This is a genomic window from SAR324 cluster bacterium, assembly GCA_015232315.1.
Classification (GTDB): domain Bacteria; phylum SAR324; class SAR324; order SAR324; family NAC60-12; genus JADFZZ01.
In genome coordinates, this window is the sequence record JADFZZ010000008.1 from 1 (window position 1) to 21579 (window position 21579).

Consider the following 21579-nt stretch of genomic DNA (forward strand, 5'->3'; position numbering starts at 1 on the left):
CGTGAAACATCCACTCCTGCCAGAATGCCATAGACTTTCTTGTCCTGGTGTTCAGGAAAAAAACGATGGAACTGTCGCATGTTTTCCAATAACTGATCAATTCCATCATCCCGCAGATGACTTTTGACTTCCACCAGATAAACCGCGTTCACGTCCGTGTTGGCATAGGCCATCACATCAATTTCAAACTCTTCCCCACCTTTGCGAACCTTGACATTCGGAGCGATCACATTGGATTTCGAACAGGCGTGGATGTATTTTTTTAATTCCGCTAAAAATTGGGATGAATTGCCTGCTGAATTACAAACCATTGACGCACTGAGGTCTGCCATGGAAGTATTACAACGATTTTCCGAACAGGAACGCGATTATCTGCTTTATGAAGCGCGACTCGACGCAGTGAGGGATGAACGTGCCCGTAACAAACTCTATGAAACCACTGCCAGACAATTGGCAGAGGCACTCCAGAGAGAGTCTGTGGCTCTTCAACGGGAAGCTCTGGCGCAACAACAAAAAGAACAGCTACTGGAACTCCTCAAAAAAGCGGGCATTGATCCCAATCTATGATCCTCAAAAGCGTCTCTTTGAGCAAGGAGGCACACGTTCGCAAAGGACAGACTTTCTTCATCACAAGCACGCACTTCCCCCTTTTTTTCCTTCAAAGTGGGCGAACCTTGACATTCGGGTGTTACCGGTCATGTAAACTGACCCAGTAGCGGACAATAAAATTGACCCACCTTTACCGTTAACTGTCATCTCGATCTTTTGGTAATTTATTTCGAGCTGTGCAGGTACTTTTTTCAACCACCCGCTATAACGGTGGATAGGTGTTACAGATTAAAATTACTGACGATTTTCCATCCATTTCAATAATTTTTGATACCGTTCTCTTAGAGAGCCAAATAAAGTGTCTCTTTTTTTTTAGAACTCGCTTTTTTCATGATTCGGTTGCGTTCTACCGATTTACGTTGTGAGTCGGGTATTTCAACCTCGACATAGGGAAGTAATTCTAAAGAAGTGAAGGGCTTTTCCTGGTATAAATGAGCATCTAAAGCCAGCAAAAGTGTTGGACCTTCATAGACCAACCGTAGTCCCGTATGTTTGCGACCGTGAATCCTTCTTTCGTGTCCTTTTGGTTTCTTAAACCATCGCTCTAAATCAAGATTATCTCCTGGAATTTCTAAGTCATCACTTCCAACAAACACACCGCTTCCAAAACTTTGCATAATCTGCATCATTTGTTTTGCCAGTGGATCTTTTGCAGATAATTTTTGAAGTTGATGCTGTATGTCAGTAAATTGTTCCACTCGTTGAGTAACCGTTCCGATAGAGGGATTGAGTGTCGTCATCACCTCGTCTACCATTTTTGTATATTTCACGATTTCTGCTTTATCCTGTTCGTAAATGATCAACCCCTGTTGGATGCGTTTTTTGAGACAATCTAATTTAGAAGAGATGGGTGTTTTCCCCAGTTTTAAGTTGGCTTCAAGAGATTGAACCACTTCCTCCAAAGCATGATACATGCGTAAACCCGGTGGATTTAAAGGTCCACCACGACTATCGTTGAGGATCCCACGGACAGAGGCGCAATAGTCAAAAACGATCTCTGCCGCATATTGTTGCTGTTCCTCCGTAAGAACCCCGTCGTTCTGATCTAACTCCGATAAAGTCTCTTTTTCAATCTCACGAAGTCCTCTGACTTTTCTACGCATCTGGACTTTGGAATGGCTATCTTTTTCAAGAACCCCTTTGGCTAAATCACGCATAAAATGATTACTGCAATAACGATGAGCGGTATAAGGGAATTCAATCGCAATTGCTGTCACAAAAGCCTCTTGTTTATCTGAAATCCACGCTTTCACAGGTTTTTGTAGAAAGTGTGCCCATTCTTTTGCACGCTGTATCAATTTTTGAATTTCAGATGTTGAACTGGACAGTAACGGTTCCGCAAACCAAATTCGCTGTTTACGAAGTTCTCTGACCACATAAACTGTTTCATGACCTTTCTCAGGTTGTAATGCATCGATGCTCAGGATCACATCGGAGCACTCTTGATATTCTTCTTTTAAACGGTCCATGTCCTGATGCCTTGCGGCAACCATGAGTTGATATTTCCCAAGATATTTGGAAATGGTATCCATTGAAATATCAATTTGGTGAGTATCCAATAGTTCACATTGAATTTGTGGAACAGACCAATGGCGTTTAAACCTGCCAAATCCCATCCATAACAATAAATCCCATCCAATTCTCCATCTGGGGATGGCGATAGAAATCTCTGATTTAGGACTGATCAGTGTTCTCCGATGGATACATTGCTTATTGGAGCAGCACGATAGCTTACAGATCAGCTTGAGAGCCCCTGTTAACGTCTGAACATGATGAACTCTCTCCTTCCGGATGATTAAAGGACTATTGCAAATGGGGCAGCAATTAACCTCAACTTCCAAAATAACGGGGATGAACTCAATATTGGTTGACCATTTTGCAGGCATTGTTTGACTCCAGTAAAAACTTTCATGGTTTTTCTGGTTAATAATGCCTTCTACTTAAAAAGTCAGATTAATTCATCCCTTCATATTCTTGGTTTAACTGTCATCCACCATTATAGCGGGTAGTTGAATATATTGCCCTTCCTTGTTGAGTTGCTCCGCATATTGCATCATCATCGTCGTTTTTCCAGTCTGTCGGGGAGCGTGCAGGATGAAATATTTCTGATCGTCAATCAATTTCCGGACGTCATCAAACCGGGGCTGAAAATTGACCATATAATGAATATCAGATTTACAAGGGCCAGAGGTGTTGAAGAATTTTCGGGTAGCCATAATCGTTCCTCGCGATGAAGTTTCACAAACAAACAGGACTCTTTCCTTACTTCTAACACAAGACTTCTGCGAGCAACAGTTCCAAATGAGACGGAAGTGTGAACTTTCAAATTGCCAAAAAATTTCAGATGATTCAAAAGATATTCAATAAACCTTTTGCAATTTCTGATGCTGAATCAAAGATTTTTCACGAAAATTCTAAATGAGTCTTTTTCACGCCTTCACACAAAGGAACCCATGAACTTCAAACTCCTCAGGTTTGGTCTCCTGACTATTTTCTGCATGACCACCTGGACTGTCTCTCCCTTGTATGCCCTGACACATCTAGTTCTGGATGGCACCCAAACGCAGATTCCATTGGGACGCCACATGGAATTTGCAGAAGATAAGGCAGGCTCCTGGACGATTGACATGGTGGCCAGTCCTTCCTTTTCCCACCCCTTTATTCCGGGAACCAGCGACTTTCCCAATTTCGGCTTCAGCAACTCCGTTTATTGGGGACGTCTGCAACTCCAGAATCCACTGAGACAGAACATCCCCTGGTACCTGGAACTGGCTCAACCACGGATTGATCATGTCCAGATTTTCATACGTCAACCGGATGGACGATTTTTGATAAAAGCCTCAGGAGATCACATTCCCTTTGCACACAGGGACATCCCTCTTCGAAATTTTGTGTTTGTGCTCTCCCTACCTCCACAAACCCTTCAGGACATCTATATTCGAGTGGAATCAGAAGCCTCCATGCAAATGTTCTTTACCCTCTGGACTCCGGAAACCTTTGTGGCAAAATCCACTGAGGAGCATTTAGTTATCGGACTGTATTTTGGCACCCTGCTGATCATGATCCTCTACAATCTATTTCTGTTTGTCTCCATTCGAAATCGGAGTTATCTGTTTTATGTACTCTTTATTACGGCTATCATATTCTGGCAGTCGAACCATTATGGAGTGGCCTATCAATATCTGTGGCCTCATTTTCCAGCGTGGGCCAACCTCTGTGTCCCTTTGTCAGGACTACTTGTTATATTATGTTTTTTTCTGTTCACTCGTAGCTTTTTGGAAACCTCAACCTTATTGCCTGTCTGGGATAAAATCCTAAGAGTTTTCATAGGAATCTTATTCCTTTTTTTACCTCTCTCCCTGATCCTGCGGTATAGAAATAGTATCCAGTTGGCACACCTTACGGGCTTTTTTGCAGTTTTCATCATTCTGATAGTGGCTGTGGTCGCCTTTTTCAAAGGCAGTCGTTCTGCCCGGTTTTTCCTTCTGGCTTATTTTCTGTTACTGACTACAGCAATTATAAACATTTTAAAACAATTCGGAATAATCCCCATTATGTTCATCACCGAATATGGGGTACAAATCGGTTCAACGCTGGAAGTCCTCCTTCTCTCCCTTGGATTGGCGGATCGGATCAATACGCTGAAAAAAGAAAACTTTCTGGCGCAGGCGAAGGTTGTGGAAACTCAGGCTAAATTGTTGAAAGCCCAGGAGGAAACAGTCTTGGCTCAGAAGCAATCCATTGAGAACCTGCATCAGGTGGATCAGCTCAAGGATGAGTTTCTGGCAAACACCTCGCATGAACTGCGTACCCCCCTCAATGGCATCATTGGAATTGCCGAGTCCCTGATGGATGGGGCCACCGGGAAACTGTCTCGGGATATCCACAGGAATCTCAACCTGATTGTCCAGAGTGGAAAGCGTTTGGCAAACCTGGTCAATGATGTGTTGGATTTTTCCAAAATGAAGCACAATGACCTCCACTTGAACCTGCTCCCGATGGATATTCATAACCTGACCCAGTGGGTGCTGACGCTCTCCAGACCGTTACTAAAGCAAAATGGGGTTGTTCTGCATTCTGAAATTCCAGAAAATCTTCCGTTGGTGGAGGCTGATGAAAACCGCCTGCAGCAAATCCTCCTGAATCTGGTGGGCAATGCCATCAAATTCACGGATCAAGGGGAAATCTGTGTTCGTGCTGAGTCCCGTGAAAATCAGGTCTGGGTGTCAGTATCAGATACAGGAATTGGTATTCCACAGGACAAGCAGGAACGGATCTTTGAAGCATTTGAGCAGGGGGATGGCTCCCAAAACCGTATCCATGAAGGAACCGGATTGGGATTAAGCATTACTAAAAAATTGGTGGAACTCCATGGAGGAAAGATCTTTCTAGAAAGTACGGAGGGAAAGGGGTCCACTTTTTCATTCAATTTAGCGATTTCTGAGAAGCAAACACTTCCGGAAACATCTTTACGACAAGGGCTTCAAGCTCATCAGAAAGAAGCGGTACAAGATATTCAGGAGGCCCTAGAATTCACTGTATCTCCAGAGAATCCGGATCAACAACCCTCCCCAAGCAAAACCATCCTGGTGGTGGATGATGAACCGGTGAATATTCAGGTGGTGCAGAATCATCTTCAAATGAGGAATTACAGGGTGTTGACCGCCTTTGACGGCGCTGAAGCACTGGACGTCCTGGAAAAAAACAAACCTGATTTGATTGTGCTGGATCTGATGATGCCCCGTATGAATGGCTATGAAGTCACTCAACACATCAGAAAGCAATACACTCAGGAGGAGTTGCCGATTGTGATGCTAACCGCGAAAAATCAGGTTCGGGATCTGGTGGAAAGCTATGCGAGCGGAGTCAATGATTACCTCACCAAGCCCTTTCATAAAGAAGAACTGCTGAGTCGCGTAGGCCTCCATATTCAACTCCAGGATGCAATTCATCATTTGGAGGATAAGGTAAAGGAAAGGACCCTGCAATTTCAGAAAGTATCTCAGGAACTGTCCCTGCAGAATCAGGTGATGATGGAGGATTTGAAAACAGCAGCGATTTTACAATCCCGGTTATTTACCATCTACGATCCCCCTGAATTTCTGAAAGTAGCCGTGTGTTATCAACCGCATCACTATGTTTCAGGCGATATGTATAAAATGTATGAGGATGAATTAGGGGGCTTCAACCTGTTTTTGGGCGATAGCACCGGACATGGCGTTGCCGCGGCCCTGACGACCATGATGGCAAATATTCTGCTCAGTCAAAAAGCCAATGTGATTCCGCATTATGTGATGGAGTATCTCAATGATCATCTGACGGAACAGTTACCTGATGACCGCTTTATGACCGGGGTACTGCTACAAATCCGGAAAGAGGGGAAACTCACCTGCCTGAACGCAGGACATCTTCCGGTTATTCTGGTTCCCGCCAGTGGAGACGCCCCCCTGTTGTTATCCCCTAAAAGTTTTATGCTGGGTGTTTTTCATACACCTGAATTCCAGTGTAAGGCATCCAACTATACTCTTCAGCCTGGAGATCTTGGCATTTTCTTCACTGATGGCCTCACGGAACGTAAAAATTCACATAATGATTTGTTTGGCGAGGAACGGTTGATTCAGTTCATGCGGGAAAACCGGGAAATGGAGGTCGAACCCCTGCTGAATAAACTGCTGCAAGAGTTGGATAATTTTGCTGAAGGAGAAGCCCCCAATGATGATGTTTCAGCCATTGTGTTCCGGTATGTAGGGTGAGACATCTCACAACCATTCCCAGTATATTCTTTTACGGTTTTCGATTCAGGCCGTAGCAAGATTTTGCAGGCACAGGTTTTTGAGTGTCTGTCGTGACAGCCCACCTGAATACAACTGGAAGTAAAGTTCCTGGTCCCTGTCCAGATAATTCAGGGCATTCTGATAGGACCTCCGGGCTTCCCGTTCCAGTTTTTGTCTGGAATAAATGCCTGCGAGATGGAAGTGGGCAAGGGAAAAACCCTGATTTAAAAAAATCACGGTTTGATAGGCTTTGATGGCGGTTTCCCATTCCTGTTTCTGTTCGTGGACAAGTCCTTTTAAATAAAGGGCTTCCACTGAAAATTCATCGTTTTCCAATACTTTATTACAGGCCTCCAACGCCCGATTGAACTGGCCGTTACCAGCAAAAATCAATGCCAGGGCCGTCAAGGCTCCGGTATGAACAGGATTCCGGTGCAGAAGCTGTTCAAAAATCATTGAAGCTTCAAGCGTATTCTCCTGTTTTAACCACTCCATGCCTCGTTGATAATCAGCGTCAGGAGTGGTTTGTGACGCTAAAGGAGCCGACTTTCTGTTGGAATCTGTTTGGGGTTCCTCCTGAAACACAGGGAATGGCCTTGAATCATTTGGTGTTGAGGCACGAACCATCTCCGGAAACATGACTCGGGATTGCTCAAAACGGTTTGGTGTGTTTAACGTGTTCAACGTCAGACTGGGCTTATTGTCTGGAACAATGACTGCTTTGCGATAAAAAAAGGTGTCGCTATGTTCCATATTCTCAAAGTCCGTTGAAATATCGCGTAAGCTTTCAGCATGACCCAGAATGAGATACCCTCCGGGATTGAGGATGGAATGGAATTTATTTATGATAAACCGGATCGATTCGAGAGAAAAATAAATCAGCACATTCCGGCAGAAAATCACATCAAAACCACCGATTTTCGAATATAACGTTTCATCCCTCAGGTTTCCTTCCAGCCATGAAATCCGATACTGCAAAGGGTGTTTGATTTCAAAACGTGTATGGCCGATCTGATTGAAATATTTGAGATATTCAATGGGCATTTGTTTGATGGCCCTGGTTTCATATTCCGCTTTTCTGGCACGGTTCAGCGACCCCGGATTGATATCCACTCCTGTGATCTGGCACTTGATGTGCGGAAAATGTTCGGTCATCAATAACGCGATGGAATAGGGTTCTTCTCCGGTGGAGCAGGCGGCAGATAAAAATCGCACCGTTGAACCACTCACCACCAAAGGCGGGAGTATGTGGTTTTTCAAAGCGTTAAAATGCGGCAGTGTCCGGAAAAAATAGGTTTCTCCGATGGTCAATAATTGAACGAGACGATCAAGTTCTTCACCCTTGTCCCGGTATTTTAGAAATTGATAGTATTCGTCCGGATTTCTGAATTTCAACCGATCAATGCTTTGTTTCAACGCATCTTCCAGCAGGTAAGCCCGGGAACGGTCATAATGCATTCCGCAGTGCTGTTCCAACAGTTCGTTGAAATGATTAAAATCAACATCAGTTAAAATCAATTTCATGGAAGATCGCATGAACAGAATGAATGTATAAACAAAACTGGATGGAACACAGGAACTAATCCAAAACTTCAAGAATGACCAGACTCACATCATCCGTGAACTTGCCTGACGGGAAGTGCTTAAGAATTTCCTGACAAATCTTGTCGCCCAGAGCATTTGCCGAATATTCCAGATATTGTTCCAGCAACTGGATCAGCAGAGGTTCAAGATCCAGAAAAGGTGGTTCTTTCATTTCGATGATGCCATCGGTGTAGATAAAAACCTTGTCACCGGGCAATAACTGGATTTCGGTAGTTTGCCAATCTACTGCCGTTTCGGATGGGAAAATACCCAACAACGACCCATTGGCCTTGAGAGTAATCACCTTGCTGGTGGACTGTCTCAAAATAAAAGTATTGGAATGACCTGCGGAGGTGTAACGGAACATCCGCGATTGAACATCATAATGCGCGTAAAAAGCCGTGACAAACTTGTCGGTAGGAAGTTTGCCATGAATGTTGCCATTCACCAGACGAACCACTTCATGGGGTTGTTCAAAGCGTTTGGAGGTGAATTGAAAAGAATCGACCACCATGAAGGAAATCAAGGCGGCAGGAATCCCGTGTCCTGAAACATCTGCCAGCAGAATCGCCAGTTGTTGCGTATATTTCTGCCAGTAAATGTCATAAATATCCCCACCCAGTTCATCATAAGGAATATATCGGGTAAACAACCTGGCCCCCTCAACACCTGGCAAAATCGCGGGCATTCGTGCCTGTTGAACAAGACGTGCCTGGTTGCGTTCCAGTTGCTGTTGTTCATAACGTTCCTGAAGTAGCATGTTTTTCAACGCGATTTCTTCAGTCCGTTCTTTCACTCTCAATTCCAGTTCCTGGTTCATTTGCTTCAGATCCTTGTTCAGTCTGGAATTCTGGCTGAAAAGTTCATAATGCTGTCTGGCCTTCAACAGCATGAGCTTGAGTGCTTCCGGGGCCCAGGGTTTGGCGACATAACCATAAATATGGCCATCATTGACCGCATCAATCAGACTTTTCATGTCAGAATAGCCTGTGAGCAGGATCCCCTGTGCTTCTGGTGCGTATTCATGAATGATCTTTAGCAGTTCATGACCATAGAGGCCCGGCATCCGCTGATCGGAAATGACCAATTGAAATTCATAATTATTGTTGATCAGGACCAGCGCGTCTTCTGCGTTGTGGCAGGTGGTGATGTGATATTCTTTATGCAACAGAAAATCCAGGGAGTTCAGGATTCCGTCTTCATCATCCACAATCAGCAAGTTCAGTTTGTTCTGTTTCATAACCATCTCATTGGTAGCCTGATTGTGCATATGGTTCCTTTTCCCGGTTCACTGGAATAATGGATGTCACCCTGATGTTTTTTAATGATGCCATAAGAAATGGACAAGCCCAGTCCTGTTCCCTCACCCACTTTTTTGGTAGTAAAAAACGGCTCAAACAAATGAGCCAACACTTCCGGTGTCATGCCGATGCCTTCATCTTCAACCTGGATGACAGCCATGTTCTCCTGAGAAAATATTCTGACGATTATTTTGTCGCCCTCTTCCGAAGCCTGGGCCGCATTGCTCAGGATATTCATGAACACCTGATTCAACTGTCCGGGAAAACACAGAATATTTTCAACTTCCTGATATTCTCTGACAATCTGTACCTTGTGTTTGATCTGGGGGTGGATCAGGGTCAGGGTGCTGTCGAGACATTCCTGAAGACTCGCGCTTTTTTCCTCGGCTTCATCCAGTCGGGAAAAATTTCTTAAATCAATCACAATCTGTCTGATGCGTTCCAGGCCATCATGCATATCGGTCTGTAGTTTGGGAATATGACGCTCAATAAAAGCCAGATCCATTTCCTCTTCCAGTTCAAGCACAGGCTTCAGGAGTTCCTCAGGCAAAAAGGCTTTGGACGGCTGATACAGTTTACCAAGCTTCACATATTGCTCCATCGTCTCCCGACTGATTTCCATGTTGTTGATGATGAACGCCAGCGGATTGTTGATTTCATGTGCCACGCCTGCGACAAGTTGTCCGAGTGCAACCATTTTTTCATTCTGTACCAGTTGTGCCTGGGTTTTTTTCAGCTTTTCATTCACTTCCTGCAATTCCATGTTCACTTTGGCCAGGATGTTTCTTTCCGCTTCCATCTGCATTTTCTTCATCCGGAAGATGGCATTGACTTTGGCCGTGAATTCCTTGGGATTATAGGGTTTGAATAGATAATCATCCGCTCCGGCATTCAAACCTTTGATCTTTTCATCAAGGTTGCTTTTGGAGGTGATGATGATCACCGGAATCTGTTGTGTGGCAGGATTGGCCTTGATCCGGCGGCAAACCTCAATGCCGTCCATTTCCGGCATGATCACATCCAGAATCACCAGATCCGGTAAATAACGGTTTACGGATTCAATGGCCTCTCTGCCATTCTCGGCCAGAATGGATTTGTAGCCGACATCATCCAGCAGTTCTGAAAGTTGCATCCGGATGGTAAGACTGTCATCCGCGACCAGCACAATGGATTTCTGGGAAAAATAGGACCGGCCCAGTTTCCCCTGCAAACTGCGTATTCTCAACAGGGTATTGATCTTGGCCAGAAGTTCTTCTTCGTTGAAGGGCTTGGTCAGATAGTCATCCGCTCCGGCATCCAGACCCGTGATTTTGTCTGCCGATTCATTTTTGGCGGTCAACATGATCACCGGAATAAACCGCGACTTTTCATCATCTTTCAGTCTTCGGCAGACCTCGATGCCATCCATACCCGGCATGATGATATCCAGAATGATAAGATCAGGTTGTTCTCTCCTGATCTGTTGCAACGCCTGATGTCCGTCTTCTGCCAGAAGCAACTCAAAGTCATTGTCTTCCAGCAATTCCTTGATCATCATCCGATAGGTCAGACTGTCATCGGCTACCAGTATTTTTAAGCGATCATTCATGGTTTCCTGAATTATTTTTTGTAACCGGACAGTAACAGCAACTCCGATGGAATATCAGCATCGGACAGGATCTGTTTTGCCGCGCCAAGTTTTATCGCTTCCGCGGGCATTCCGAAAATCACACAACTTTCCTCATTTTGCGCCATGGTAAAACCATGGGCGTCATACAGGCTTTTCATGCCGGCGGCTCCATCCCGCCCCATCCCGGTCAGTAGCACAGCAATGGCTTGATCTTTATAAGATTTTGCTACCGATTGAAACAAAACATCCACGGAAGGCCGACAAAAATGAACAGGTTCCGACCTGGTCAGGTTCAAGCGACCGGACTCAATTTCAAGATGATAATCCGCGGGGGCCATATAAACTTTGCCCCGTTCGCCATTGTTGATCGCTTCTCCACCTTTGGCAAATTTTACATCCAGTTCACAGTTCATGCTGAACCATTCCGCAATGGTATGGGCAAAATTCGGACTGATATGCAACACACACAAAATTGGCAAAGGAAAATCCGCAGGAATTTTTTTGAAAATTCCCAGCAATGTCTGAGGACCTCCCGTAGATGCCCCTAGGGCCACAACCTTATAATGGTTGGCTGGTTGCGGAGCGGGAGCCTGCTTTAATATCCGGGTTCCCTTGATATGTCGAATCACAGGGACTCTGCTGATGAGCAGGATTTCCTCAATGAGTTGCCGACTCCATTCTTCGCCGGCAAGGGTGATGTTTCCCGGTTTTTCAAAGACACTGATCGCCCCTGCCGCCAGGGCATCGTAGGTTTTCATCACTTCACCACGGTTGGTGGAGGCCGAGACAATCAGGATGCGGGTGGGGCAGTGAGCCATGATGTATTCCGTGGCGGACAATCCTGTCATTTCAGGCATCATCATGTCCATGGTGATGACATCCGGCCTGAGTTTTTCCGCCAGATGGATGGCTTCTTTTCCATTGACAGCCTCCCCCACGACTTTGAAACGTGGATCGTCTTCCAGTGTTTCTACAATCCATTTTCTAATGGTCAGTGAATCATCCACTACCAGAACATTCAGCATGATTTTGTCTCATTTGCGGTAAAGGGCGACCGGCGGGTCGCCCCTACATTGGGTTTCGTATTAAAATGGTAGGGGCGACCGGCGGGTCGCCCGTACATTGGGTTTCGTATTAAAATGGTAGGGGCGACCGGTGGGTCAATATCGTAAACTTAAGGAATTACCTGTGAGAAAATCCCCCTTTTCAAAGGGGGTTGGGGGATTTAACCCTCAGAATTACATCCCCCTAACCCCCTTAAACCAAGGGGGAATTGGTTCACAGTACCATTCTGGATGCTTAAGTTGATGACATTGCCCGGTGGGTTGCCCTCGATATGCCCCCAAAAAACAATCAACCATCCACTAATTTTTCCAGATCTCTGGAAATATCCACCAGCACCCTGACAGTCTCCAATGTTTGATTGGCACTCATTTCGGTTTGTTTTGCGGCCATTCCCACTTCATTCAACGCGGTTGAAACCTGTTCAATGGAAGAAGTCTGCTGGCGGGTGGTCATTTCAATTTCACGGGCCACCATGGCTGTGGAATTTGCCTGCTGGACAATTCCGTCAATATTTTGTGACACTTCGTTGAACATTTTCAGGCCTTCATCCACCACTTTGGTACCGTCTTCTGTGACCATGATGGTGGTATTGGCGGTTTTTTGAATATCCTGTACGAGTTCCTTGATTTCTCCGGTGGATTCCATCGCGCGTTCGGCCAGTTTACGGACTTCATCGGCCACCACGGCAAACCGTCTTCCGGCATCGCCTGCGCCTGCGGCTTCAATAGCGGCATTGAGAGACAGCAGATTGGTTTGCTCCGACAATTCATCAATGATTTCCAGCACCACGCCGATTCGTTGGGATTTGTTGCCCAGATCAAGCATGTGTTGGGCGATCATCTGTACCTGCTTTTTGATATTCTGCATACCCGCCTGAGAATTATCCACAGCCACCTTTCCTTTTTGTCCACCTTCCAGCGTTTTTTTGGCTTCCGAGGAAACTCTCTGGGTGTTTTCTCCAATCTGTTTGGCGCTGGCTACCAGTTCATGGGATGTGGCGGAAACTTCAGCAATGGATGAATTCTGCTGGGTTGCGGCAGACGCCTGCTGGCGTGCGACATTTTCAAGTTCAGTACCCACTGATTTCATATGTGTGATGGCTTCGCTAATCGGGCGTGTGGTTCCCCGTGTGGTGAAAAGAGCAATGAGAAGGCCCAACACCACAGAACTTCCCACCAGGATACTCATCCAGAGCATGGTTGAATCTCTGGTGTCATTGGCATTGGCTAAAAAGCTCTCCGCCTTGTTAACCGCAAAATCATCAATATATTCGATTTCTTTGTAAACCTCTAAAACTTTTTCTTTGCCTAGTCCATGGATCAAAGCGATGGCTTCAATTCGTTTTCCTTTTTTTCCAAGGTCAAGTGCTTGATGGTAGACCACAACCATATGTTCAAATGATTTTTCCATGCTGTCAATCGACTTCATGTCCCCCAGAAATCGGTCACGAATCATCACCAGATTTTCTTCCACTGATTTTTCTTCAGTTGCCAGATCCCTGATTGCATGATCTATCATTTGGGTGCTGTCTTCCAGAATAAAATCCCGCATGATTCGGCGCATTTCCAGCAGATTGACCTTGAGCCTCAGAATGGTAGTAGAAACTGTGAATGGATGTCGATAAAGTTTTTCGGTAAAATCAGCCAGATACTGGATGCGTGTCAGCATAAACACACTGCTCAGCACAAAAATTATAATCAATACGCCAAACCCCATGGTCAGCCGTTTTCCGATATTCCAATCTTTCATCATGTTTACCTCATTCAATGGTTGTTAATAAATTGCCGCTTCACGGGTCTGTAGAGACGCACTATAGCAGGTCTGTAGAGACGCGCTATAGCACGTCTCTACGATTCTCAGGCAGAAGATTTTTTTGGAAATTTTGCATAATTATTTAATCATACCCCTCTCACGTAATCAGGCTCTGGATCGTATCCAGCAACACGGCCTGATCAAATTCCCCTTTGACGATGTAGGCGTTCGCGCCGGAATCAATCCCTTTGCGTTTCATTTCGGGCGATGCCAGCGATGAAACAATAATCACAGGAACACCACTGTAAGTTTGAGACGCTTTCAATTTTTTTGTGAGTTCAAACCCATTGATACCGGGCATTTCAACATCAACGACCAACAGTTGATAACTGGTTTGTTCCACTTTTTCCAGTGCGTCTTCTCCACTGACAGCCAGATCCACCTTATAGCCCGCAGATTCAAGGATGGTTTTTTCCATCATCCGGGTGGTGAGCGAATCATCCACGATCAGAATCTGGTGGATGACTTTTGCTTCAATCTGTTCGGTGGGTTCTGTGCTTTGAGGACTGACACCATGAGAATTGCGGATCATTTCTGAGGGATCCAGAATCAACACAGGAAAACCATTGCCTAAAATAGTCGCGCCGCTGACATTCGGAATTTTTTTAATATGATTGCCCAGATTTTTTACAATCACTTCCTTGATGCCCAGCAATTTTTCAATGGCAAACGCAACCCGCTCTCCTCTCGAATGAACAACCACCACAGGCCTCTTGCGGTTGGCCGTTTTTCGACCGGGCAAATTCATCAAATGGTTCAGTGGAATCAGTGGAATGACTTGTCCGTCGTAGTTGATGACTTCCTGATTGCCTTCTGTTTCAATATCGTCCAGAGTGATTCTCAAAATTTTTGCTATGGCTGACAGCGGGACCAGCATGTTTTCGCCACCGCTTTCAAGGAACAGACAGGGTAAATTCATGAGACTCCGGGGAAACTGAATGATGAAACGGGCATAGCTTCCGATTTTTGTTTCAATGATCAGATTCCCTTTCAATTGAGCCACCGAACTGGCCACAACATCCATCCCGATTCCACGGCCTGAAACACTGGTCAGAATTTCCGCAGTGGAAAAACCCGGTGCCAGAATCAGATACAGCAAATCTCTGGGCGACATTTCTTCCAGTTGTTTTTTATCCTTCAATTTTCTATGGAGGGCTGTTTGCCGGATTTTTTCATGATCAATTCCGCGTCCATCATCTTCGCATGCAATAGAAAAGCCGCTTCCCTGCCGTTCCAGAGTTAACCGGATTTTGCCTGCGGGTGGTTTTCCCAGGGCAAGACGCTCTTCAGGGGACTCAATGCCATGGTCTATCGCATTGCGGATGATATGGATGAGTGGTGCTTTCATGTCATCGAGAATTTGTTTGTCAACCTCGATTTCTCCACCAAGGACTTCCAGAACAGCTTCTTTTCCCAACTCCCGTCCCAGGGAACGAACCATCAGGCCAAAACCTGAAAACAGACTTTCCGCGGGAAGCATCCGGGCCTTGAAGGCATGATCCTGCAAGCCCTGACTGATGGAGTGTGTCAATTTCAGATCTTGTTTGAACACTTCCGCAAATTCAGATATTTTATCCTGAATCTGTTTTTGAATATTCAGACCTTTGTTCACCTGTGAAACCGCCTCTTTGACGCGTCCGCTTTTACCTATCAGTTGTTGCAACTCCGGTGCTTCCACAAAATTCTGCCATTGTTGTAGCATGGGTGAAGCCTGTCGGGCAAGTTTGTGAATTTCATGAAGCGTGTGGGTTTTGTTTTCCAACCGGATTTTATTGATGATCAGTTCACCGCTCAGATTCATGATGGTGTTCAGTCGTGTCAGATCCACTCGAATCGTCTGTTCTTCCACCGGTGTTTCCGGGGTTTGGGAATGGCTGTTGTCCGTTTGAACAGCAGGTTCTGTCATAGCCGGGGTTTTCAGTTCCTGATTCACTGGTGCCGGGATTATTTCCGCAGGTTGTGGTTCTTGCTGTTTTGCAGGTTCGGGAATCTGATTTTTAAGGGAAAGGTCCCGGTTGAGGCCACTCGAATTGCCCACAACAGCAGATTGTGCTGGTTCTGCGGTCTTGTTTGCCGGCAATGCCGGTTCCAATGCGGCAGGATGTCCGGGATCAAATTTTCTGAGAATGTCACTCACATCCGTTTCCGGATTCTCACCCTTTTCAAGTTTTGTCACAATGAGGTCAATGCCCCGTAGGCCTTCAAAACAAAGCTCAATCTGCGCTGTGGATAAGGGGGTGGTTCTGGCATGATCCAGCAGGGATTCCAGGTGATGTGATATCTCCCCAATCGTGTTCAGTTGAACCAGTCTGGAGGCGCCTTTCAGCGTGTGTGCCGCACGGAAAACCTTGTTCAATACATTGCTGTCTTCCGGGGTGGTTTCCAGTGAAATCAATCCCTGATTCAATGTTCCCAGCAATTCCCGGGCTTCAATCTTGAAGAATCGGTAGATGTCTTTTTGTGCCAATTTCCCTCCGGAAAATCATTCAAAAATTGTTTCAAAAAATTTCCTGCTGTAAATAAGTTGGTGATGAAATCCTGTGATCCGCCACGATGTCATCCCCGTGAAAACGGGGATCCAGGAGTGCGCCGATGGATTCCGTGTCAAGCACGGAATGACACCGCGCGATGGCTTGAATCGGTTGCCGTCACCAGAAAATTTACAGCAACAAAAATTTCCTGACGTCTCGTCTGGAACCGTTCCCTGTAGAGACGGGTTTGAAACCCGTCTCTACCGATGGTGCCCTTCCACGGCTCCTTGGCAAACCACCGGAGGTGGGATAAGGCTGGTTCCCCACCAGAGGTAGGGAACCAGAAAAAATGGTTAAAAATTTATGGTCGAGTACGTACCTGTTCTGTTTATGGATCATCCGGTCTGCGCTTCCTGAGATTCTAATAAATTGGGCAAATTCAACAGAATAACGAGTTCATTATTCCAGAACAGTGTTCCGTCAACCCAATCATTTTTCAGCGTGTGACTGGCCTGGCTTGTTCTCCGGATCGAGTCAACCTCAATATCCAGAATTCCATGGACCATGTCGATGATCAACCCGGTCTGAAAGCGCAGGTTTTTGGTAATGACGATCCGTTTTGAATCCTCATCGTTCAAGGGGGAAACCCTTAAAATGGAATGAATTTTTGAAACCGACACGATTTCACCACTGAGATTGATGATGCCCTCAATGATCACAGGGGCCGTTGGAATTCGGGTCACATGCGGAACCTTGATGATTTCCTGAATGTAATGGAGGTCGATGGCATATTTTTCTCTGCCAAACTGTCCCACCATCATTTTCCGTGTTTCAGAAATGGTCTGTTGAAGGGGTCTGGTCAAATTTTCATCAAAACTGGTTCTCAGTTCATGGAGCGTTTGTTCCAGATCAGCAATATGTTTCATGGCTTGTATCCTTGTTCAATCATGTCTCAGCCGGGAGTTGTTCTGAAGAAACGAGCAACCGCGGAAGTTCGCCGGATTGTATGATCTGCTGGATTTCTTCGGTGTTTATCAATTTTCGCGTATTGAGAATGAGTGTCAATTGTGCTCCGTTTTTGAATACACTTTGTATGTAGGGATTGGACATCACTTCAGGCGGTTTTTCCAAATTCAGTGTTTCCACATTCATGAAGCCTTCAATCCAGTCCACAGTCAAACAGATAACCCCCTTTTCAGCTTTCAGTGCCAGCAACCTTGATGCTCTGGTGCTTGCCTGAACTGGAAACCGAAACAAGCGGCGAGCATTGATCACAGGCGACAAGGTTCCTCTCAAATTGACCAGGCCTTCAAAAAAATCAGCCGAACGTGCTACGGGTGTCACCCGGATGCAACGTGAAATCATCATTAAATCAAGGATGTTGACCCCAAAGCGAAGTTCGCCAATACCGAAAATCAGAATACGCTCAATTGCTGATTCCCTGTTCACATCATTCTCCTGCATATCGCCTCATACTGATCAATCCAAGGGTGACGGGATGTGCCACCGCATGTGTTTCGAAAGAAACGGTGCCTGCGAGTTGTTGGCAAAAATCAAGCCATGTAAAATTTGTGATGAAATCTTTTTCATGATTTTTGAAACAAAAAAATGTTTCTGAAGAGGACCAAAATCGGGACTGCCTCTATTGGAATTACCCAAACCGGGCATTGTTGTCCAGAACAGTTTTTATAATTTCCCTTTACCTCTTATATCCTGAAATGTTATGGACGAATCATGGCCTGTTGACTAAACAAATCAGCAGCAGAAATTCTTTAAATCAGTTTCCAATCCAATGCTCGAAAGGGGGTTATATGCAAACGCCATTGTATTCAGTCACTTCCAAAATAAATAAAGCGGTTTCCCGTTGTCTTGTGTGGGGACTTCTGCTGAGTGGATTGTTGATGCCTTTTCAACTTTTCGCCTTTCCAACTCCCTGTGATTCCTGCAATTTCAAGGTCAACTCCCTGGAAACACCGTTCAAACTCAGTGGCACCTGGTTGTTCACGAGGGATGATCAGCCTGAAAACAAAAATTCCGAACTGGCTATTGAAAACTGGAAAACAGTCAAAACCCCCGGACCCTGGAAGAAGGTTTATAACGATGGCAAAAACTTCACTGTAGGTTGGTATCGCGGGTATTTCGAGTTTGCTCCCGGGCTGATCGGCAAGGAAGTCGTGATGCTGGTTGATACTTACATGGGACGCATGACAGTGTGGCTTGACGAGAATGAAATCTTTCATCGGGGAGAATCCAACGCAACCCAACGCTATTATTCCATTCAGCCTGTACCGCTTCGGTTCAAGGTGACACAAACGCACCATGTGGTGGCCTTGAGGGTTGAAACGATCCTGATGACAGGGGTTTATCAGCTTCCGTTTCAACTCAGGGAATATCGCCAGAATGATCCATTTCTGGCCCTTGCCGCATTATGGGGCGGAGAAGTCAGATTGATCGCGGCCCACGTGATTTTCTTTTTCGGTCTGTTCTTCCTGCTGGTCTATGCCAAAACCCGCTATTTGCTGTATCTGGTAGCCGCCTGTGCCAGTCTCCTGATTTACACTTTTTTCGCGTTTCCCGGCGAAGCGTTTCTCAAGTTTTTCTCTCCGGAAACATTGTTGATCATGCATTACACCGGAATCGGACTGATGGCGTTATCCCATTATTATTTTGCCCAGTTCTTTTTCCGTGCCACACCTCGAATGAACATCGTTCACGCCGTTGTGATCGGAGTGCTGTGTTTGCTGTTTATCTCTCAAACCATGCTGTTTAATCTTAAACTGTTCCAGATCATCCGCAGTATCATGTTGCTTTATTCACTAGCGTTGGCCTTTGGTTTTGCATACATGTACATCATCGCTGTGATCAGAAAGAAAAAATACGCAACCATTTTAATGTTCGGCGAACTTTTTTTTGTGTTCACCTGTGTGCATGATGTGCTGATCGCCCTGGGACTGATTGATTCCATTGCCATGATTTTTACCGGATGTCTGGTCGCGACCATTTCGATGTTGTGGGTTGCGAGTAATCTGTTTGCCGATACCTTTGTGGAAAACAAGGAAATGAACGCGCACCTCGAAGAAATGAATCTTCATCTGGAAGATCTCGTGGATGAGCGCACCAAACAATTGCGACAGAAAACCAATGACATTGTCAACATCATGGAAAACCTGCCTGAAGGGGTGCTGACCGTGACGCCCCAAAGAACCATTCATCATGAGTATTCCGCTTATCTGGAAACAATTCTGGAAAGCAATGAGATCGCGGATAAGGATGTCATGGATGTCGTATTCAAAGGTTCCAATCTGGATTCCAATCAGTGGAGCACCGTGGAAACCCTGTTCAGTTCCTGCATTGGCGAAGACCGGATGAACTTTGAATTCAACCAGCATCTGATGGTGACTGAAATCGAGAAGGAATTTAACGGAACCAGAAAAGTTCTCGAACTCTCCTGGGCGCCCATGTGTGATGAGGTTGGCTCCATTGAAAAAATCATGATCACCATCCGCGATGTCACCACGTTGCGTGAATTACAGAAAGAGGCTTCCAGTCAGAAACGGGAACTGGAGATCATCGGCCAGATTCTTGGAGTGACCCAGGAGAAATTTTTCGAATTCATCCAGAGTTCCAGACAGTTTATTGATGAAAATAAATCTCTGATTGAAAAAACAGCTTCCAAAGATACAGAGGTGATTCAGAAACTCTTCAGAAACATGCATACCATCAAGGGCAATGCCCGAACCTATGGCTTGATTCAGTTGACCAATACGGTTCATGAAACAGAGAATGAATATGACCAGTTGCGGAAAGATCCGGAAAAAGAATGGAATCCGGTTTCAATGTTGGCTCAACTTCAAGACACACAGAACATCATTGAGGAATATGCCCGCGTCAATGAACAGAAACTTGGACGAAAAGGCGCTGGCCGACGAGGAAATGTGGACCGGTTTCTCATGGTCAAACGAGAGCAGATTGCCAAAGCGGTTGAATTGCTGGAACAGGCAGACCCTGCGAATCAGGATCAACTTAAAAATGCTCTGCACCGAATCCACATGACGTTGAAAGTGTTTGGTACCGATAAAATTCAGAATGTGCTTTCCGGAGTCATCGAATCCATACCGTCGCTGGCCAAAGAATTGAACAAGCATGTGCCGGAAATCATCATCAATGATAAAAATATTTTTCTGCACAATCAGGTTTTCGGCGTGTTGCGAAACACATTCATGCACATTTTCAGAAATTCACTGGATCACGGCATTGAAACACCGGAAGACCGCATTGGAAAAGGCAAATCACCTGAAGGCCATATCCGCATCAATGTGAACATGGAAGATAACCGATTGGTCATCCGGTACAAAGATGACGGGCGTGGGCTGGCTCTGCATAAAATCCGTCAAAAAGCACTGGAACGTGAGTTAATCCGGCAGGATAATCTTCCCCAACCCCAGGAAATCGCGAATCTCATTTTTCATTCCGGATTTTCCACCGCTGAAAAAGTGACAGAGGTTTCCGGACGGGGAGTGGGCATGGACGCTGTGAAAAACTTTGTGGAAGAAATTGGCGGAAAACTGGAAATACAATTGACGGATATCAAAGCAGATTCAGACTTTGTCGCTTTCCAGATGATGATCTCCTTGCCGGAAAAATTTGGTGTCAAAGTCAAGGAAAGTTCTATCATTCAACCGGATGTTATTTGAAATAAGGAGTACCATGGATATTAAAAATCAACTCACCAATCAGGTTAAAGCACTGTTAAAGCACACCATCTCCAATTCCAATGATAATGCCTCCTCAGGGATTTCAGCTTTTCTGCGTAAAGGCGGCCTGGGCCTTCTCAACCAGACCATAGGCACCGTCATGCCGTTTGCCTCTCGTAACGGCTTCAAAGTGCTCAAAGTGGAACCGGGTTATGTTCAATGCCAGATTCCCTTAAAGATCAACAAAAACCATTTTGGAACCATGTATGCCGGCGCCCTGTTCACCCTGGCCGAAATGCCGGTGGGGGTGATGGCTCTGCTGGAATTTGACTCAAAATTCTATCCCCTCCTGAAAGAAATGACTGTCCAGTTTGTCAATGTCGCCAAGTCCGCGGCCACCATTGAATACCGATTGAGTGCTGAAGAACGTGCCCGAATTGAAGCGGAAGCCCTGAAAAATGGAAAATGTGAATTCACCATGGACGGCGAATTGAAAGATGCTGAGGGCATCACTGTCGCCATTTCCCGCGGCGTGTATCAGATCCGGACCAGAGGTGAAACGCTGAAAAAAGCTTAATCTTTTGTCATTCCTTTCCTGCATTCAAAATAATTAATGAACTGCAAAAGAATATGTTGTAAAAGCTTAAACATTAACCAACC

General features: G+C 45.5%; 15 protein-coding genes. 4 read left to right on the forward strand and 11 right to left on the reverse strand.

The window, feature by feature from the left end:
• Positions 1–332, reverse strand: a 332-nt coding sequence (locus tag HQM11_08005; protein ID MBF0350961.1) for a hypothetical protein, incomplete at its 3' end; no start/stop codon positions are given.
• Here HQM11_08005 and HQM11_08010 point away from each other — a divergent pair.
• Entirely contained in the window at positions 331–567 is a 237-nt protein-coding gene (locus tag HQM11_08010; protein MBF0350962.1) for a hypothetical protein, read from the forward strand. The two genes, HQM11_08005 and HQM11_08010, sit on opposite strands and share 2 nt — an antisense overlap.
• Positions 568–890: 323 nt before the next feature.
• Here HQM11_08010 and HQM11_08015 read toward each other — a convergent pair whose 3' ends face one another.
• Both HQM11_08015 and HQM11_08020 read right to left on the reverse strand, forming a co-directional pair.
• Positions 891–2495, reverse strand: coding sequence for a hypothetical protein (locus tag HQM11_08015; protein MBF0350963.1), 1605 nt, complete (start codon positions 2493–2495; stop codon positions 891–893).
• A gap of 93 nt (positions 2496–2588) precedes the next feature.
• Complete coding sequence (locus HQM11_08020; protein ID MBF0350964.1) at positions 2589–2825, reverse strand: hypothetical protein; 237 nt, start codon at positions 2823–2825, stop codon at positions 2589–2591.
• A 237-nt stretch (positions 2826–3062) separates the two neighbouring features.
• On the opposite strand from HQM11_08020, the gene HQM11_08025 reads away from it, so the two are divergent.
• Positions 3063–6362 carry a SpoIIE family protein phosphatase gene (locus HQM11_08025; GenBank protein MBF0350965.1) on the forward strand — a complete coding sequence of 1100 codons (3300 nt, stop codon included), beginning with the start codon at positions 3063–3065 and terminating at the stop codon, positions 6360–6362.
• A 45-nt stretch (positions 6363–6407) separates the two neighbouring features.
• Here HQM11_08025 and HQM11_08030 read toward each other — a convergent pair whose 3' ends face one another.
• From HQM11_08030 to HQM11_08065, 8 genes are all read right to left on the reverse strand, one after another.
• Positions 6408–7907 (reverse strand): tetratricopeptide repeat protein, encoded by a 1500-nt coding sequence (locus tag HQM11_08030; protein ID MBF0350966.1) that lies wholly within the window; start codon positions 7905–7907, stop codon positions 6408–6410.
• A 55-nt stretch (positions 7908–7962) separates the two neighbouring features.
• Positions 7963–9207 carry a SpoIIE family protein phosphatase gene (locus HQM11_08035; protein ID MBF0350967.1) on the reverse strand — a complete coding sequence of 415 codons (1245 nt, stop codon included), beginning with the start codon at positions 9205–9207 and terminating at the stop codon, positions 7963–7965.
• The gene (locus HQM11_08040) at positions 9204–10856 is read right to left on the reverse strand and encodes a response regulator (GenBank protein MBF0350968.1); all 1653 of its coding nucleotides are present in this window, start codon (positions 10854–10856) and stop codon (positions 9204–9206) included. Before HQM11_08040 ends, HQM11_08035 begins: the two co-directional genes overlap by 4 nt.
• Before the next feature lie 11 nt (positions 10857–10867).
• Positions 10868–11902 (reverse strand): chemotaxis-specific protein-glutamate methyltransferase CheB, encoded by a 1035-nt coding sequence (cheB, locus tag HQM11_08045; protein ID MBF0350969.1) that lies wholly within the window; start codon positions 11900–11902, stop codon positions 10868–10870.
• A 328-nt stretch (positions 11903–12230) separates the two neighbouring features.
• Positions 12231–13694, reverse strand: coding sequence for a methyl-accepting chemotaxis protein (locus tag HQM11_08050; GenBank protein ID MBF0350970.1), 1464 nt, complete (start codon positions 13692–13694; stop codon positions 12231–12233).
• Between the two features lie 157 nt (positions 13695–13851).
• Positions 13852–16221 (reverse strand): hybrid sensor histidine kinase/response regulator, encoded by a 2370-nt coding sequence (locus HQM11_08055; GenBank protein ID MBF0350971.1) that lies wholly within the window; start codon positions 16219–16221, stop codon positions 13852–13854.
• Positions 16222–16620: 399 nt separating this feature from the next.
• The gene (locus tag HQM11_08060; protein ID MBF0350972.1) at positions 16621–17151 is read right to left on the reverse strand and encodes a chemotaxis protein CheW; all 531 of its coding nucleotides are present in this window, start codon (positions 17149–17151) and stop codon (positions 16621–16623) included.
• Between the two features lie 19 nt (positions 17152–17170).
• Entirely contained in the window at positions 17171–17689 is a 519-nt protein-coding gene (locus HQM11_08065) for a chemotaxis protein CheW (protein MBF0350973.1), read from the reverse strand.
• 347 nt (positions 17690–18036) lie between these two features.
• Here HQM11_08065 and HQM11_08070 point away from each other — a divergent pair, with 347 nt between their 5' ends.
• Entirely contained in the window at positions 18037–20919 is a 2883-nt protein-coding gene (locus HQM11_08070; GenBank protein MBF0350974.1) for an Hpt domain-containing protein, read from the forward strand.
• Between the two features lie 13 nt (positions 20920–20932).
• Positions 20933–21496, forward strand: coding sequence for a PaaI family thioesterase (locus HQM11_08075; protein MBF0350975.1), 564 nt, complete (start codon positions 20933–20935; stop codon positions 21494–21496).
• Positions 21497–21579: the final 83 nt, after the last annotated feature.

Bases quoted from the DNA above. Each gene is read 5' to 3' on its own strand.
- HQM11_08010 (MBF0350962.1), top strand. From the start codon at position 331: ATGGAAGTATTACAACGATTTTCCGAACAGGAACGCGATTATCTGCTT.
- HQM11_08015 (MBF0350963.1), bottom strand. From the start codon at position 2,495: ATGCCTGCAAAATGGTCAACCAATATTGAGTTCATCCCCGTTATTTTG.
- HQM11_08020 (MBF0350964.1), bottom strand. From the start codon at position 2,825: ATGGCTACCCGAAAATTCTTCAACACCTCTGGCCCTTGTAAATCTGAT.
- HQM11_08025 (MBF0350965.1), top strand. From the start codon at position 3,063: ATGAACTTCAAACTCCTCAGGTTTGGTCTCCTGACTATTTTCTGCATG.
- HQM11_08030 (MBF0350966.1), bottom strand. From the start codon at position 7,907: ATGAAATTGATTTTAACTGATGTTGATTTTAATCATTTCAACGAACTG.
- HQM11_08035 (MBF0350967.1), bottom strand. From the start codon at position 9,207: ATGAAACAGAACAAACTGAACTTGCTGATTGTGGATGATGAAGACGGA.
- HQM11_08040 (MBF0350968.1), bottom strand. From the start codon at position 10,856: ATGAATGATCGCTTAAAAATACTGGTAGCCGATGACAGTCTGACCTAT.
- cheB (MBF0350969.1), bottom strand. From the start codon at position 11,902: ATGCTGAATGTTCTGGTAGTGGATGATTCACTGACCATTAGAAAATGG.
- HQM11_08050 (MBF0350970.1), bottom strand. From the start codon at position 13,694: ATGATGAAAGATTGGAATATCGGAAAACGGCTGACCATGGGGTTTGGC.
- HQM11_08060 (MBF0350972.1), bottom strand. From the start codon at position 17,151: ATGAAACATATTGCTGATCTGGAACAAACGCTCCATGAACTGAGAACC.
- HQM11_08065 (MBF0350973.1), bottom strand. From the start codon at position 17,689: ATGCAGGAGAATGATGTGAACAGGGAATCAGCAATTGAGCGTATTCTG.
- HQM11_08070 (MBF0350974.1), top strand. From the start codon at position 18,037: ATGCAAACGCCATTGTATTCAGTCACTTCCAAAATAAATAAAGCGGTT.
- HQM11_08075 (MBF0350975.1), top strand. From the start codon at position 20,933: ATGGATATTAAAAATCAACTCACCAATCAGGTTAAAGCACTGTTAAAG.